Source organism: Blastococcus sp. SYSU DS0539 (genome assembly GCF_054050855.1).
The window spans coordinates 117,285-132,522 of record NZ_JBJHAF010000008.1; the positions used below are offsets into that span (position 1 = coordinate 117,285).

A 15,238-nucleotide genomic window follows, 5' to 3' on the forward strand; every position below is an offset into this window, starting at 1 on the left:
GGACAACGCCGGCACGGGCCGCCCGGATCGGCCTACGGTCCCCGGCATGTCCGTCGTCCCGCCGTCCGGTCCCGGTGCCGCTCCGCCGCCCGCCGTCCCCGGCTACGCCCTCGAGGCGCTGCTCGGCCGGGGCGCCTCCGGGGAGGTGTGGCGGGCCGTGCCGCGCGGGGGTGGGGCGCCCGTCGCGGTGAAGGTGCTGGTGGCCGGCGACCCCGAACGCCAGGCGCGCGAGGCCGCCCTGCTGGGCGAGCTGGACCACCCGCACCTGGTGCGGCTGCACGAGGTGGTGCACCAACCCCGTCGCGGCGGGGCGCCGCGGGTCGCGCTGGTGCTCGACCTGCTCGCCGGCGGCAGCCTGGCCGACCTGCTGGGCCGGCGCGGGCGGCTGCGCCCCGGCGAGGTGGTCACCGCGATCGCGCCGGTGGCGGCGGCCCTGTCGCACGCCCACGCCCACGGCGTGGTGCACGGTGACCTGTCCCCGGGGAACGTCGTCTTCACCGCCGAGGGGCGGCCGGTGCTCACCGATCTGGGTGTGGCCCGCGTGCTCGGGGAGACCGCGGCCGCGGAGGTCACCCCCGCCTACGTCGACCCGGCCGTGGCCCGCGGCGGGGCGCCCGGCCCCGCGTCGGACGTCTTCGGGGTCGCCGCGGCCGCCTTCCACGCGCTGACCGGCATCGCGCCGTGGAACGCTGCGACCCCCGCCGACACGCTCGCCGTGGCGGCGGAGGGCCACCTGCCCGACCTCGCCGAGCTCGCCCCGGACGCCCCGGCCGAGTTGATCGGGGTCATCCGCCGCGGGCTGTCCGCCGATCCGCACGCCCGGGGCGACGCGGCGGCGTTCGCGCTGGACCTGCGGCACGCCTGCCGGCCGGAGCCGGTGGCGCTCTCGGCCGGGCCGCGGCCGGGCGGCGGACGCCCCGACGTACGGACCGATCTCACCCACGTGGTGCCCGGCCGCCGTCCCCGGCCGGCACCGGCCGTCGTCGAGGAACCTCGCCGGGGCCGCCGGCGGGCCCGGCGTCCCGGAACCGCGACCGGTCCGCTCGCCGGGGGCCTGCTGGTCGCGGCCCTGGTGGTGGCGGCGCTGGCGGTCACGGCGTGGGCGGGCACGCGCTGGGGCGGCGGCGACCCGGCGGGCACCTCCCCGGCCGCGGCTGTCGAGACGCAGCCGACGGGCACCGCCTCGCCGCCGCCCACCCCGGTCGCGGACGAGCGGGAGCTGCCGGAGACCGCGGCGCCGGCCGGCCCCGACGAGTGGCGTGCGCTGGTGGCGCAGCTGTACGCGCGGCGGGCGGAGGGGCTCAGCGGCGCGCCGGCGCGGCTGCGGGACGTCTACCCCGCCGGCAGCCCGTTGCTCGCCGCGGACGAGGAGCACGCGCGGCGGCAGGCGGCGGCGGGGGAGGTGCTGCGCGGCTTCGCTCCGGCCGTGGTGGAGCTCGCCGTCACCGAGGCCGCCCCCGGCCGGGCGGAGCTGCTGCTCACCGACCGGTGGCCGGACTACCGCGTCGTGCCCGCCGCCGATCCGGCCGGCGTCCCGCTGCGCACGGTGACCGGACGGCCCGACGCCGAGGTGCGCATGGTGCTCGTCCGCACGCCCGCCGGCTGGCGGATCGACCGGGCCGAGCGGGTGGGGTGAGCGGACCGGGGGCGCGGGGAGGTCAGGGGGTGCGGGGAGGTCAGCGCCGCTCGACGGCGGCGCGCACGGCGGAGTCGACGTCGCGGTGCGCGAAGCGGTACCCGGCCTCGGTGAGCCGCGCCGGCACCGCCCGCTGCCCGGCGAGGACGCCGACGTCGGCGAACTCCCCGAGCACGATCCGCAGCGCGGGGGCGGGCACCGGCAGCACCGTCGGCCGGTGCAGCACCCGGCCCAGGGCGGCGGTGAACTCGGCGTTGGTCACCGGCTCGGGGCCGCAGAGGTTGACCGGCCCCGGCACCGGGTGGGTGAGCAGGAACCGGATGGCGCCGATCTCGTCCTCCTGGTTGATCCAGGGGACGTACTGCCGGCCGGAGCCCAGCCGCCCGCCGACACCGGCGCGGAACAGCGGCAGCATCCGCCCGAGCAGCCCGCCCTGCCCGAGCACGAGGCCGGTGCGCAGGGTGGTCACCCGCACGCCGGCGTCGGCGGCCGGTGCGGTCGCGCCCTCCCAGGCCACGCAGACCCGGGCCAGGAAGTCGTCCCCGGCCGGGTCGGACTCGTCGACGACGCGGTCGCCGGTGTCGCCGTACCAGCCGACCGCGGATCCGTTGAGCAGCACCCGCGGCCGGTCCGGGTCGGTGCCCGCCACGTCGGCCAGGGCCTCGCTCAGCGTGGCGGTGGTGTCCACCCGGCTGCTGAGCACCGCCTGCTTGTGACCCTCGCTCCAGCGCCGGTCGCCGACCCCGACGCCGGCCAGGTTGATGACGGCATCGACGTCGCGGAGCAGCGCCGGGTCGATCCGCCGGTGCTGGGGGTCCCAGCGGTGCTCCTCGGCGCTCCGCGGGGTGCGGCGCACCAGCTGGGCCACCTCGTGGCCGTCGGCCCGCAGGGTGGGCAGCAGGGCGCTGCCGATCATCCCGGACGCACCGGACACGGCGATCTTCATGCGGGACTCCCCAGCGGGCGCGGGTGCTGACGGCAGAAAGGGCTCGGGGCCCCGGTGGTCACCGGGGCCCCGAGCGGAGGTGCATCAGGCGAGACCGAGCTCGCCGTGGAACTGACCGGCCTCCAGGCGTTCCCGGACCGTGGTGAGGAACCGGGCGGCGTCGGCGCCGTCGACGATCCGGTGGTCGTAGGTGAGGGCCAGGTACACCATGGAGCGCACGGCGATGACCTCGCCGAGCTCGGCGTCCTGCACCACGACCGGCCGCTTCACGACCGAGCCCGTGCCGAGGATGGCCACCTGCGGCTGGTTGATGATCGGCGTGTCGAACAGGGCGCCGCGGCTGCCGGTGTTGGTCAGCGTGAACGTCCCCCCGCCGAGCTCGTCCGGCGTCACCTTGTTCGTGCGGGTGCGCTCGGCGAGGTCGGAGATCTTCCGCGCCAGCCCGCCGAGGCTCAGGTCACCGGCCTCGTGGATGACCGGGACCAGCAGGCCCCGCTCGGTGTCGACGGCGACGCCGAGGTTCTCGCTGTCGTGGTAGGTCACCGTGCCGGCCTCGAGGTCGATCGAGGAGTTCACCGACGGGTGCTGCTTGAGGGCCTCGACCGCCGCCTTCGCGAAGAACGGCAGGAACGACAGCTTCACGCCCTCGCGGGCCTCGAAGTCGCCCTTCGCCTGCTGCCGGAGCTGCGCGATGCGGGTGACGTCGGCCTCCACGACCGTGGTGAGCTGGGCGCTCACCTGCAGCGACTCCACCATGCGGCGGGCGATCACGCCGCGCAGCCGGGAGAGCTTCTCGGTACGGCCGCGGACCGAGGTGTCCGGCGTGGCGGCCGGCGACGGCGTGCGGGCGCCACCGGAGGCGGCCGGGGCCGACGCGGCGGGCTGCGCGGGGGCCGGGGCGGCGGACTTCTCGGCGGCCGCGAGCACGTCCTGCTTGCGGATGCGCCCGCCCACGCCGGTGCCCGAGATGGCGTTGAGGTCGACCTTGTGCTCGGCGGCCAGCCGGCGCACCAGCGGCGTCACGTACTGACCACCGCCGTCACCGGACGGGGCGGACGGCGCCTGCGGGGCCACCTGCGGGGCGGGTGCCGAGGTCGGCGAGTCCGACGGCTGGGCGCCGCTGGCGCCGTAGTCGCCACCGGGCTGGGCGCTGGCGGGGTCGGCCTCCTTCGCCTTGGGCGCAGCCTGCGGCTCCGGCTCGGCCGGGGCCTCCTGCTTCGGGGCCCCCTGCTGCGGCGCGGGGGCGTCGCCGCCGCCGGACGCACCCGTGCCGATCACGGCCAGCTGGGCGCCGACGTCGACGGTCTCGTCCTCGTTGACCGTGATCTCCAGCAGCGTGCCGCTGACCGGCGCCGGGATCTCGGTGTCGACCTTGTCGGTGGACACCTCCAGCAGCGGCTCGTCGGCGGTGATCTCGTCGCCGACGGCCTTGAGCCAGCGGGTGACGGTGCCCTCGGTGACGCTCTCGCCGAGCGCCGGCATGGTGACGGGGGTGCCCTCGCCGCCGCCGGAGCCACCCGCGCCGCCGGCGTCCGCGGCCTGGGCCGGCTGGGGCTCGGGCTCCGCCGCGGGCTCCTCCTGCTCCTCGCCGGAGCCGGCGTCCTCGACCTGCTGGTCGGGGGACTGCGGCGTGCTCTCCGCGTCCTCGGCGGAGGCGGGCGGACTGCCGGCGCCCTCGTCGCCGTCACCGCCGCCGATGACGGCCAGCTCGGCGCCGACGTCGACGGTCTCGTCCTCGGCCACCAGGATCTTGGTGAGCACGCCGGCGGCCGGCGAGGGGATCTCGGTGTCGACCTTGTCGGTCGACACCTCGAGGAGGGGCTCGTCGACCTCGACCTGGTCACCCTCCTGCTTGAGCCATCGGGTGACGGTGCCCTCGGTGACGCTCTCGCCCAGGGCGGGCATGGTGACGGAGGTCGGCATCGGGGCAGTGCTCCTTCTGGCGCTGGGTGGGTGGGGGTGGTGCGAGATCAGCCGTGCACGTGGAGCGGCTTGCCGGCGAGCGCGAGGTGCGCCTCGCCGAGCGCCTCGCTCTGCGTCGGGTGCGGGTGGATGAGGCTGGCGACGTCGTCGGCCTCGGCCTCCCAGTTGTAGATCAGCTGGGCCTCGGCGATCAGCTCGCCGACGCGGCTGCCGACCATGTGGATCCCGACGACGGGGCCGTCGGGCGACTGGACGAGCTTGACCGCGCCGGTGGTCTTCAGGATCTGGCTGCGGCCGTTGCCGGCGAGGTCGTAGGTGAGGGTCTTGACCTCGCCGTAGCGCTCCTTGGCCTGCGCCTCGGTGAGGCCGACCGAGGCGACCTCGGGGTCGGAGTAGGTGATCCGCGGGACGCCGGCGTAGTCGATGGGGGCCGGCTCCAGCCCGGCCACCCGCTCGGCGACGAGGATGCCCTCGCCGAAGCCGACGTGGGCCAGCTGCAGGGTCGGCACCAGGTCGCCGACGGCGGAGATCGTGGGGATGTTCGTGCGCATGTACTCGTCGACGAGGACGTAGCCGCGCTCCATCGCGACGCCCACCTCCTCGTAGCCGATGCCGGAGCTGACCGGGCCGCGGCCGACGGCGACGAGCACCAGCTCGGCCTCCAGCTCCTTGCCGTTCTCCAGCGTCACCTTCACGCCGTCGTCGGTGGTCTGCACGCCGGACACCTTGTTGCCCAGCTCGAAGCCGATCCTGCGGCGGCGGAAGGCGCGCTCCAGCAGCTTCGAGGAGGACTCGTCCTCCAGCGGCACGAGGTGCGGGAGGCCCTCGACGATGGTGACGTCGACGCCGAAGGACTTCCACGCGCTGGCGAACTCGCAGCCGATGACGCCGCCGCCCAGGATGATCGCCGAGCTGGGCACCCGGTCCAGCTGCAGGGCGTCCTCGCTGGTGATGACCTTGCTGCCGTCGAGCTCGATGCCCGGGAGCGTGCGCGGGTAGGAGCCGGTCGCCAGCAGGACGTGCTTGCCCTCGTACGTCTGGCCGTCCACCTCCACGGTGGTGGGGGACGTCAACCGGCCCTCGCCCTCGACGTAGGTGATCTTGCGGGCCTTCACCAGGCCCTGCAGGCCCTTGTAGAGCCTGGAGACGACGCCGTCCTTGTAGCTGTTGACGCCGTCCATGTCGATGCCGGCCAACGACGTCTTGACGCCGAACTGCTCGCCCTCGCGGGCCAGGTCGGCGACCTCGCCGGCGTGCAGCAGCGCCTTGGTCGGGATGCAGCCGCGGTGCAGGCAGGTGCCGCCGACCTTGTCCTTCTCGATGAGGACCACGGTCAGGCCGAGCTCGGACGCGCGGAACGCCGCGGCGTAGCCGCCCGAGCCACCGCCGAGGATGACCAGGTCGGCGGGGGAGGTGGGTGCGCTCACGGGTGCTCCTCGAATGCGACGGACGGCGTCCCCGCTCGAGCGGGCGGGGGCTGCTGCCCATCCTGCCACTCCGGGAACGACCTGGCCGGTAGCGCCGTTGCCCTCGCGGGCGTCGCGGTGACGACTGCGGCCACGGCAGGACGGAGAGGCCGATGGGGTTGTTCGACCGATGGCGCGGCCGCCGTGGGCGTGCCGGCGGTGCCGGCCGCCCCACGCTGGACCGCGGCTCGCAGCGCGCCGACCTCAGCCACCTGGAGCAGTTCGTGGCCAGCCGGCGGGGGGTCGAGGGCTACGTGGAGCCCCGGACGGCGGTCACCGAGGCGACCATCGTGCTGGTCGCGGCCGACGGCGAGTGGACCCGCCGGCGGATCGACGGGCCCGACGTCGCCCGCCGGCTGTCGAAGGACCTGGCCATCCCGGTGTACGACGCCCAGGTGACCGGCTACCCCCAGCGCATGCGCGACTGGAGCGCCCGCCAGAAGCGGCTGTGACACGGCGATCCTCCGGATCGCACCGCGGCCAGGTGCCGTCCCCTGGCCGCGGTGGAGCCGCTTCGTCGTCCCTGCGCGGACCCCTCCGGGGCCCACTCGGGACGACCACCGCGTCGGCTCAGGTGTCGGCGATGAGGGCCTCGATCGTCGCGAGCAGGGTGCGGACCGGGACGCCGGTGCCCCCCTTGGGCGTGTAGCCCCAGGGCGCGGCGGTGTTGTAGCTGGGCCCGGCGATGTCGATGTGCGCCCACGGCAGCCCGGCCGGCACGAACTCGGCGAGGAAGTGCCCGCCCACGAGCATCCCGCCGAGCCGGTCGGTGTTGGCGTTGACGAAATCCGCGACCGTCGAGTCCAGACCCTTGCGCAGCTCCGCCGGGAGCGGCATCGGCCACATGGACTCGCCGCTGCGCTCCGACGCGGCGATCACCGCGTCGCGCAGGTCGTCGCTGCCCATGACGCCCGAGGTCCGCCCGCCGAGGGCGACCATCTGCGCGCCGGTGAGGGTGGAGGTCTCCAGCAGGACGTCGGGGGAGTCCTCCGCGGCGCGGGCGATCGCGTCGGCCAGCACGACCCGGCCCTCGGCGTCGGTGTTCGTGATCTCCGCCTTCTTGCCGTTGCGGAAGGTGACCACGTCGGCCGGCCGGTAGGCGGTGCCGCTGGGCAGGTTCTCCGCCATCGGCACGGTGGCGACGACGTCCACGGGCAGGCCGAGCTGCGCGACGAGGCACACGGTGGCGATCACGGCGGCGGCGCCGGCCATGTCGCTCTTCATGTCCTCCATCTTCGCGGCGGGCTTGATCGAGATGCCGCCGCTGTCGAAGGTGATGCCCTTGCCGACCAGGGCGATCTTCTTGCGCGCGCCCGTGCCCGCGTAGGACAGGCGCAGCAGCCGCGGCTTGCGGGTCGATCCGCCGCCGACGGCGAGGATGCCGCCGTAGCCGCCGGCCGCCAGCGCGTCCTCGTCGAGGATCTCCGCCGTCAGCCCGAGCTTCTCCCCGGCGGCGGCGCCACGCGCGGCCAGCTCGGCCGGGTACAGGTCGTTCGGCGGGGTGTTGACCAGGTCGCGCACCAGGGCGACGGCGTCGGCGACGGCGCGGACCCGGCGCAGGGCCGCCTCGGCGGCACCGGCCCCGGGCACGACGACGGTGAACTCGCTCGGCGGGGCAGGGCGGTCGGCGGGCAGCTGCGACTTGTAGGCGGTGAACTCGTAGGCGCCGAGCAGGGCCCCCTCGCCGACGGCGTGCAGCCGCTCGGCGTCGGGCGTCCCGCCGACGGCGGCGAGCAGGCTCACCACGGACCGGCGGCCGCCCAGCGCACGGCTGGCCGCGCCGGCGGCCCGGCGGAGGGCCTCGGTGCGGTAGCCGCCGGTCGGCTCGGGCGCGCCGAGGCCGACGACGGCGACCACGGGGAAGGGGCCCTGGCCGAAGGAGGGCAGCCGGGTGACCTCGTCCTCGGCGCCGCGGACGCCCAGGTCGGCCAGCGCGGGGAGCAGCCGGCCGCCGAGCAGGCGGTCGACGGCCTCCGCACCGGGGGTGGGGAGCGGCCCGTCGGGGCCCTTCCCGACGGCGACGACGACGGCGTCGCCGGTCAGCTTCTCGAGCGGGTGGTCGGTGGCGGAGATCGTCGGCGGCACCGCTCGATCCTAGGTGTCCGGCTAGCGTGCCTCCCGTGACCCCGCAGACGTCCCCCCTGCACGACCGGCACCTGGCGGCCGGGGCCAAGCTCGCCGACTTCAGCGGCTGGTCGATGCCGATCGAGTACGCCGGTGGAGGGGTGCTGGCCGAGCACGCCGCCGTGCGCGACGGGGTGGGCCTGTTCGACGTCTCCCACCTGGGCACGGGGACGGTGCGCGGGCCCGGCGCCGCCGCGTTCGTGGACACCTGCCTGACCAACGACCTGTCCCGCATCGGCCCGGGGCAGGCGCAGTACACGCTCTGCTGCGTGCCGGACGGGGAGCCGCAGGCCGGGGGAGTGGTGGACGACCTGATCGTCTACCTGCACGGCCCCGACGACGTGCTGCTGGTGCCCAACGCCGCCAACGCCGCCGAGGTGCTCGGCCGGCTGGCGGACGCCGCTCCGGCGGGCGTGACCGTGGAGAACCGACACGCCGAGGTCGCCGTCCTGGCCGTCCAGGGTCCGCGGTCGCTGCAGGTCCTGGAGCTGCTCGGCGTGCCCGGCGAGATCGGCTACATGTCCTTCGTGACCGGCACCGGCGGGGGCGGGGCCGAGGTGACGGTGTGCCGCACCGGTTACACCGGGGAGCACGGCTACGAGCTGCTGGTGGGCGCCGACCGCGCCGGGGAGATGTGGGACGCGCTGCTGGAGGCCGGGCAGGACCTGGGCATCCGCCCGTGCGGTCTCGGGGCCCGCGACACGCTGCGGACCGAGATGGGGTATCCGCTGCACGGCCACGAGCTCTCCCGCGAGATCACGCCGAACCAGGCCCGGGCCGGCTGGGCCGTCGGCTGGCGCAAGCCGGAGTTCTGGGGCCGGCAGGCGCTCACGGCGGAGAAGGTGGCCGGACCGGACCGCCTGCTGTGGGGCCTGAAGGCGACCGGGCGCGGCATCCCGCGACCGGGCATGCCGGTACTGGACGCCGCCGGGGAGCGGATCGGCGTCACGACCAGCGGCACGTTCTCACCGACGCTGCGGACCGGCATCGCGCTGGCGCTGGTCGACGCGCCGGCCGGTGTGGCGGCCGGCGACGAGGTCGCCGTCGATGTCCGGGGCCGCCCGCAGGCCGCCGAGGTCGTCAAGCCGCCCTTCGTCCCCTCGCACGTCCGCTGAGCCCGGACGGCGCGGGAGACCTCTAGGGGGCGGCCTTGCGGGTGGGGTCGCTGTCGCCCTTCTCCGGCTCCGCCTTGGCCGGCAGCGTGTCAGCCTTCACCGCGTCGCGCTCGCCCATGGGCATCGGCTCGCCCTCGGTGGTGTCGTGGCCGGTCTGGTGCTCGGCCTCGGAGTTGATCTCCGCGCCCAGCAGCACGAGGTAGCAGGTGAGGTACAGCCACAGCATCAGCACGATGACGCCGGCGATGGCGCCGTACGTCTTGTTGTAGGAGCCGAAGTTGTTGACGTAGAAGGTGAACCCGAGGCTCACCACCGCCCAGACGACGGTCACGACGAGCGAGCCGAGGCTGACCCAGCGGATCTTCGGGGCGTCCCGGTCGGGGGCCATCCGGTAGAGCACCGCCAGTGACCCCGCCACGACGATCAGCAGCAGCACCCAGCGCCCGATCTCGGCCAGCACGGTGCCGACCGAGCCCAGCGGAAGCGCGTCGATTACCACCGGCAGGACGGCGACCAGGCCGATGGTGAGGACCACGAAGACGATCGCCCCGAGGGTGAGCACCAGCGAGAGCGCCCGGAGCTTGACGAAGTTGCGGGTCTCCACCTCGTCGTAGGCGATGTTGACCGCCTTCACCAGGTTGCTCACACCGCCCGAGACGCTCCACAGCGCGCCCAGGACGGACAGCACGAGGCCCCAGGTGAGGGCGCTGTCGGCCGCGGTGATGTTCGCGACCTGGGTCTCGATGAGTCTCCGGGCGTCCTCGGGCAGGCCGGTGGTGAACGACTCGACCTGGGCGGCGGCCTGCTCCCGGGAGACGATCAGGCCGTAGATCGAGATGAGCGCCAGGAGCGCCGGGAAGATCGCCAGGAAGCCGAAGAAGGCCACCCCGCCGGCGATGATCGGCATGTTGTCGGCGTTGTTCTCGGCCCAGGCCCGCTTGAGGATCTGCTTCCAGCCGCCCGCGGGGATCTGCGTGGGGGAGCCGGCATCGATGCCCGGGAGCTGCTCCGGCGCGGGGGCGCCCGGGGGCAGCCGGTTCGGGTTCCCGGTGGATCCGCCGTCGGCCGTCGTCTGCGCCGCGGCCGCGCGCCGGGCGGCCTTCTCCTCGACCCGCTGGCGGATCCGGTCGACGGCGCTCTCGCGGGGGCGGGTGCCGGTCACTGCTTCTCCCTGGTGCAGGGCCGTCGTCCGGCCGCGGGGGTGGAACGGGGTGGTGCCGGTGACCGGGACGGGGTCCCGGCCACCGCGCGGGGGTCAGTCGCCCGGCCAGGCCCCGGTGAGCTTGGTGAAGCCCTCTGCGCCCAGGCGGTCGATGGCTGCCTTCGTGGCCGCGAAGATCGCGCCCTGGAGCGCGGCGGACACGATGATCTCCCACATGGGGTACTCGCTCTGGAGCGCGTCCGGGGCGTCGTCCTGGTCGCTGATGCGCTTCCACACCTGCTTGAAGACGGCCCCGGACACGGCTCCCGCCAGGATTCCCGCCGCCAGGCCGATCGGCCGGTAGGCGAGCTTGGCTCCCTTGCTCAACGCTTCCTCCTCGCGCTTCGACGGGCCTTCCGGGCCCGCTGGGTGGCCTTCCGCGCGTTCCTCTCGGACCGCTTGCTGGCCTTCCGCGCGTCCTTCTCGGACCGCCTGGCCGCCTTCCGCGCATGCCTCTCGGCCCGCTTGGTGGCCTTCTGCGCGGTGGTGCGGCGGGCGGCCAGTTCCCTGCGCGCCCGCTTCGCCTCGCGCTTGCGCCCCACGCGCGCCCCGACCAGGAGCTCCTCGGTGCTGGCCCGCCGCCGAGCGCGCCGCCGCCGCCACAGCACCAGGCCGACCAGGGCGGCCAGCGCCGCGCCGGCTCCGGCGAACGCCGGGGGGCTCTCGCGGTAGGTCTCGACGGCGGTGTCCTTGGCGCGCGCCGCGCTCTCCTTCGCCCGGGCCGGCACGTCGAGGCGCTGGCTGAGCTCGTCGACCGTGCGACCGAGCTCCTCCCGGGTCGCCTCGATGTCAGCCCGGATGGCGTCGGGCTCGGTGGGGCCGTTGGCGGCCTGTGCGTCGTCTGGCCGTGACCCGCTGGGCGTGCTCACCGCTGTGCACTCTCCTTCACGGTCGCGATGTCGGTCTTCACGCTGGAGATGGCCTCCGTGGGCACCGGCGGGGAGCCCTTCTGCACGTCCTTCTTCCCGACCAGGGCCAGCACGCCCGCGACGGCGAGCAGGACGACGCCGACGATCAGCGCGGCCAGCCAGGCCGGCAGGACGAGCGCCAGCGCCAGGATGGCGGCGGTGATCAGGGCGGCGACACCGAAGAAGGCGACGAGCCCGGCGCCACCGAAGAGGCCGGCGCCCACGCCGAGCTTCTTCGCCTTCTGGGTCACCTCGGCCTGGGCCAGGCGGGCCTCGTCGCGGACCAGGCGGCTGATCTGGTCGGTCAGCTGACCGATCAGCTGACCGGTCGAGGCGTTCTCGGGCAGCGGGCTCGCGGCGGCGCGGGTCGCGCCGGCCGTGGCGTCGGGGCGGGGTGCAGTCATCGGTCCTCCGGTTGGACGGGTCGATGGAGGTCCATGCCCCCGGCGGTCGGGCCGTAACCGGCGAGCCGATCACATCGGCGCAACGGTGCCGCCGCCGCTAGCCTTCGGCGCATGAGCTGGCACTGGCGTCTCGAGGACCCCGCTGGATCCACCCTCGACCCGGCCGCGGTCGGGGTGGAGATGCCCGAGACCGACAACCAGGGTGACGCCGAGTCGTGGCTGGGGGAGAACTGGCGCGAGCTGCTCGATCGCGGCGTCGCGACGGTGACCCTGTTCGACGGGGACCAGAAGGTCTACGGCCCCATGGGCCTGGCCGCCACCTGACCCTCCACTAGAGGTAGAGGGCCAGGCGGCGAGACGGCTCGGTCAGCCCCGGGCGGTCTTGCCGGGGTCGCGCTCGACGACTTCGCCCAGCGTCTCGTCGATCCGGGCGAGCACGTCGGCGTCCAGGACGACGCCCGCGGCCGCGACGTTGTCGTGCACCTGCTCCGGGCGCGTGGCGCCGATGATCGCGGCGGCGACGTTGCCGTTCTGCAGCACCCACGCCAGTGCCAGCTGGGCCATCGACAGGCCCAGGTCGTCGGCGATCGGGCGGAGCTGCTGGACCCGGCCGAGGATGTCGTCGGTCATGAACCGCTGCATCGACCGACCCGCCTCGGGGTGTCCGGCGCGGCTGTCGGCCGACGGCTGCTCGCCCGGCCGGTACTTGCCGGTGAGGATGCCCTGGGCCAGCGGCGACCAGACGATCTGGGAGAGCCCCTCCTGCTCCGACGTCGGCACGACCTCCGACTCGATGACCCGCCAGAGCATCGAGTACTGCGGCTGGTTGCTGATCAGCTGGATGCCGAGCTCGCGGGCGAGCGCCGCACCGGAGGCGATCTGCTCGGCGTTCCACTCGGAGACGCCGATGTAGAGCGCCTTGCCCGTCCGGACGAGGTCGGCGAAGGCGGTCATCGTCTCCTCGAGCGGCACCGTCGGGTCGTACCGGTGGGCCTGGTACAGATCCACGTAGTCGGTCCGGAGCCGGCGCAGCGAGGCGTGGCAGCTCTCGATGATGTGCTTGCGCCCCAGCCCGCGGTCGTTGTGGCCGGGCCCGGTGGGCCAGTAGACCTTGGTGAAGAGCTCGATCGACTCCCGGCGCTGCCCGTCCAGGGCCGCGCCGAGCACCGTCTCGGCCCGGGTGCCGGCGTAGACGTCGGCGGTGTCGAACGTGGTGATGCCGGCGTCCAGGGCGGCCCGGACGCACGCCTGCGCGGCGTCCTCCTCGACCTGCCCGCCGTGGGTCAGCCAGTTGCCGTACGCGATCTCGGAGATGGTCAGGCCGGAGCGGCCGAGGCGTCTGAATTCCACGGGGGGCGACGTTAGGCGCCGCGCCGGACCGCCGCCCCTCGGACCCCGGCGAGCACGGTCGCGCCGTCGGGGACCAGCCGGGCGCCGTGCGCCGCGAGCCGCTGGGCCAGTGCCGACACCGGCGGGTTGTGGTGCCCGAGGTGCACGGCCACGACGTCGGTGGACCCGGTGACGGCGCCGACGGCGCGCAACCGGTCGAGCTGCTCGGGGAACGTCGCGAGGTCGAGGTGGCCGGTGCCGTGGCCGACCAGGTCACCGAAGGTCTGCTCCAGCAGCACGACGTCGAACCGGGCGTCGCGCACCGCCTCGACCGCCGACGCCGGGAGCGGTCCGGTGTCGGTCGCGTAGAGGAGCCGGTCGCCGCGGGGCCCGTGACGTCGTAGAGCACGGTGGGCACCTCGTGGTCCGCCGCCAGCACGCGGACGTCGTAGCCGTCGCGCTGCAGGCCCGATCCCGGCGCGACCTCGACCAGCTCCACCGGGTCGTCGGGGCCCAACCACGGCCGGACGGCCTCCAGTACGGGAGAGGGGCCGGCGACGGTCAGCGGCTCGGCACGCCGCACCCACTGCCGGGCGAGCAGGGCCAGCGGCGCGCAGTGGTCGGGGTGGTCGTGGGTGATCAGCACCGTGCGCACGCCGGCGAGCGAGATGCCGTCCGGCGGGAGGCCCGGGGCCAGGTCCAGCAGCAGCACGCCGTCCAGCAGGGCCGACGTCGGCCGGCGCAGCTCGCGGCGGCGGCGGGCGTCGGCGCAGGATGCGCACGTGCACCACGGGTTGGGCCAGCCGTCGGCGGCGCCGGTGCCGAGCAGGGTGACCCGCATCAGCGGAGCGGAGCCGGGCTGCCGGTCAGACCTCCGCGCCCAGCGGGACCTCGGGCTTGGGGAAGCGCCACCGGCGGATCATGGTCGACCGGCTGATGCCGTACCAGACGAGGCCCTTCATCTTGTGGTTCCCGTCGGGGAAGCGGGCCTCCACCGCGCTCTTGATCTTCCGGCCCAGGACCACCGAGTCGATGATCAGCAGCACGAAGAAGCCGAGGAGGACGAAGCTCGAGTAGCTCTTCACGGCCAGGCTGGGCACGAACGTGCCGACCAGCGCGACCGCGGCGACGACGAGGAACAGGCTGCCGATGTTGCGGCGGCTGTCGACGACGTCGCGCACCAGCTTGCGCACCGGGCCGCGGTCACGGGCGGGCAGGTAGCCGTCGTCGCCGCGCGCCATGCCCTGGCGGGTCTCCGCGCGGCGCTGCGCCTGCTGCTCGCGCATCCGCTTGTAGGCCTCCTTGCGCGTGGTGGGCGGCGGGGGAGGCGGACCCTGCCGGCGGCCCTGCGCCTCGCTCCGCTTCGGCGTCGGCCGTCCCTTGCCGCCGGCCTTCACCAGCTGCGCGGTGAGGTCGCCGTCGTCGCCGGACGTGGCGGTGGTCGTCTCGGCATGGTCACGGCGGCCGGGCAGGCGGAGCTTCACGGCGATGAAGTCTACGGGTGTGAGCAATGCAGCCCCGTAGTTCGAGCGCCGAGCCGTACAGTGGGTGGGCACGGGAAGAGGAGCCGTTCCGGCGGCGTTCGTTCGCGACAGGACGCGCCTACGCGGACACCTCGGAGGGAGAGGACAGGAATATGACGGTGCAGGACACCACGGCCACCGGCGTCGTGCTGAGCGACCCCGCGGCCGCCAAGGTCAAGGCACTGCTGAACCAGGAGGGCCGCGACGACCTGCGGCTGCGCATCGCCGTGCAGCCCGGTGGCTGCTCCGGCCTGCGGTACCAGCTCTTCTTCGACGAGCGGTTCCTCGACGGTGACCAGACCTACGACTTCGACGGCGTCGAGGTCATCGTCGACCGGATGAGCGGCCCGTACCTGGGCGGCGCGGTGATCGACTTCGTCGACAGCATCGAGAAGCAGGGCTTCACGATCGACAACCCCAACGCGCAGGGCTCCTGCGCGTGCGGTGACTCCTTCAACTGAGTCCACCGGACCGATCGAGGCCCGGTTCCCCGCACGGGGGACCGGGCCTCGTCGCATCCCTGCCCCTGCTCGGTCGCGCCGAGTGGGCCCGGAGGGTCCGCGCAGGCGTGACGAAACGGCTTCGCGCCCTCACGGGGACGGCACCTGGTCGCGGTGCGATCCGGAGGATCGCGGTGTCATGGGCCCGGAGGGTCCGCGCAGG

The 15,238-nt window shown here is 74.7% G+C and carries 16 protein-coding genes and 1 pseudogene; 5 read left to right on the forward strand and 12 right to left on the reverse strand.

Features of this window, described 5'->3' with window-relative positions; genetic code table 11:
• Positions 1–46 precede the first annotated feature (46 nt).
• The gene (locus ACI790_RS11880) at positions 47–1,636 is read left to right on the forward strand and encodes a protein kinase domain-containing protein (RefSeq protein WP_456569976.1); all 1,590 of its coding nucleotides are present in this window, start codon (positions 47–49) and stop codon (positions 1,634–1,636) included.
• A 40-nt stretch (positions 1,637–1,676) separates the two neighbouring features.
• Here the strand turns inward: ACI790_RS11880 and ACI790_RS11885 are convergent, their stop codons facing one another.
• From ACI790_RS11885 to lpdA, 3 genes are all read right to left on the reverse strand, one after another.
• Entirely contained in the window at positions 1,677–2,582 is a 906-nt protein-coding gene (locus tag ACI790_RS11885) for a TIGR01777 family oxidoreductase (RefSeq protein WP_456569977.1), read from the reverse strand.
• 84 nt (positions 2,583–2,666) lie between these two features.
• Entirely contained in the window at positions 2,667–4,505 is a 1,839-nt protein-coding gene (gene sucB / locus ACI790_RS11890; protein WP_456569978.1) for a 2-oxoglutarate dehydrogenase, E2 component, dihydrolipoamide succinyltransferase, read from the reverse strand.
• A 47-nt stretch (positions 4,506–4,552) separates the two neighbouring features.
• A complete protein-coding gene (lpdA, locus tag ACI790_RS11895) occupies positions 4,553–5,932 on the reverse strand; it encodes a dihydrolipoyl dehydrogenase (protein WP_456569979.1) in 1,380 nt (459 codons plus the stop codon).
• 152 nt (positions 5,933–6,084) lie between these two features.
• On the opposite strand from lpdA, the gene ACI790_RS11900 reads away from it, so the two are divergent.
• Positions 6,085–6,423 (forward strand): oxidoreductase, encoded by a 339-nt coding sequence (locus ACI790_RS11900; protein ID WP_456569980.1) that lies wholly within the window; start codon positions 6,085–6,087, stop codon positions 6,421–6,423.
• 118 nt (positions 6,424–6,541) lie between these two features.
• Here the strand turns inward: ACI790_RS11900 and ACI790_RS11905 are convergent, their stop codons facing one another.
• Positions 6,542–8,056 (reverse strand): leucyl aminopeptidase, encoded by a 1,515-nt coding sequence (locus ACI790_RS11905; RefSeq protein ID WP_456569981.1) that lies wholly within the window; start codon positions 8,054–8,056, stop codon positions 6,542–6,544.
• A 35-nt stretch (positions 8,057–8,091) separates the two neighbouring features.
• Here ACI790_RS11905 and gcvT point away from each other — a divergent pair, with 35 nt between their 5' ends.
• Positions 8,092–9,210 (forward strand): glycine cleavage system aminomethyltransferase GcvT, encoded by a 1,119-nt coding sequence (gene gcvT / locus ACI790_RS11910; RefSeq protein WP_456569982.1) that lies wholly within the window; start codon positions 8,092–8,094, stop codon positions 9,208–9,210.
• 22 nt (positions 9,211–9,232) lie between these two features.
• Here gcvT and ACI790_RS11915 read toward each other — a convergent pair whose 3' ends face one another.
• The 4 genes from ACI790_RS11915 to ACI790_RS11930 all read right to left on the reverse strand — a co-directional run bounded on the left by ACI790_RS11915 (position 9,233) and on the right by ACI790_RS11930 (position 11,723).
• A complete protein-coding gene (locus tag ACI790_RS11915) occupies positions 9,233–10,372 on the reverse strand; it encodes a YihY/virulence factor BrkB family protein (protein WP_456569983.1) in 1,140 nt (379 codons plus the stop codon).
• Between the two features lie 93 nt (positions 10,373–10,465).
• Positions 10,466–10,738 carry a DUF4235 domain-containing protein gene (locus ACI790_RS11920; protein WP_456569984.1) on the reverse strand — a complete coding sequence of 91 codons (273 nt, stop codon included), beginning with the start codon at positions 10,736–10,738 and terminating at the stop codon, positions 10,466–10,468.
• Complete coding sequence (locus ACI790_RS11925) at positions 10,735–11,280, reverse strand: DUF3618 domain-containing protein (protein ID WP_456569985.1); 546 nt, start codon at positions 11,278–11,280, stop codon at positions 10,735–10,737. Before ACI790_RS11925 ends, ACI790_RS11920 begins: the two co-directional genes overlap by 4 nt.
• Entirely contained in the window at positions 11,277–11,723 is a 447-nt protein-coding gene (locus ACI790_RS11930) for a phage holin family protein (protein ID WP_456569986.1), read from the reverse strand. The genes ACI790_RS11925 and ACI790_RS11930 overlap by 4 nt, the downstream gene beginning before the upstream one ends.
• A 111-nt stretch (positions 11,724–11,834) precedes the next feature.
• Here ACI790_RS11930 and ACI790_RS11935 point away from each other — a divergent pair, with 111 nt between their 5' ends.
• Positions 11,835–12,047, forward strand: coding sequence for a hypothetical protein (locus tag ACI790_RS11935; RefSeq protein ID WP_456569987.1), 213 nt, complete (start codon positions 11,835–11,837; stop codon positions 12,045–12,047).
• Between the two features lie 42 nt (positions 12,048–12,089).
• Here ACI790_RS11935 and ACI790_RS11940 read toward each other — a convergent pair whose 3' ends face one another.
• From ACI790_RS11940 to ACI790_RS11955, 4 genes and pseudogenes are all read right to left on the reverse strand, one after another.
• Positions 12,090–13,073 carry an aldo/keto reductase family protein gene (locus tag ACI790_RS11940; RefSeq protein ID WP_456569988.1) on the reverse strand — a complete coding sequence of 328 codons (984 nt, stop codon included), beginning with the start codon at positions 13,071–13,073 and terminating at the stop codon, positions 12,090–12,092.
• Positions 13,074–13,084: 11 nt separating this feature from the next.
• Positions 13,085–13,375: a hypothetical protein gene (locus tag ACI790_RS11945; protein ID WP_456569989.1), complete on the reverse strand. Its 291-nt coding sequence runs from the start codon at positions 13,373–13,375 to the stop codon at positions 13,085–13,087.
• A 98-nt stretch (positions 13,376–13,473) separates the two neighbouring features.
• A pseudogene (locus ACI790_RS11950) lies at positions 13,474–13,893 on the reverse strand (MBL fold metallo-hydrolase); the annotation flags it as partial.
• Positions 13,894–13,918: 25 nt separating this feature from the next.
• Positions 13,919–14,536, reverse strand: a complete 618-nt coding sequence (locus tag ACI790_RS11955; protein ID WP_456569990.1) for a DUF3043 domain-containing protein — start codon at positions 14,534–14,536, stop codon at positions 13,919–13,921.
• 152 nt (positions 14,537–14,688) lie between these two features.
• Between ACI790_RS11955 and ACI790_RS11960 the strand changes: the two genes are divergently transcribed.
• Positions 14,689–15,036 carry a HesB/IscA family protein gene (locus tag ACI790_RS11960; RefSeq protein ID WP_166532535.1) on the forward strand — a complete coding sequence of 116 codons (348 nt, stop codon included), beginning with the start codon at positions 14,689–14,691 and terminating at the stop codon, positions 15,034–15,036.
• The last annotated feature ends 202 nt before the right edge of the window (positions 15,037–15,238 follow it).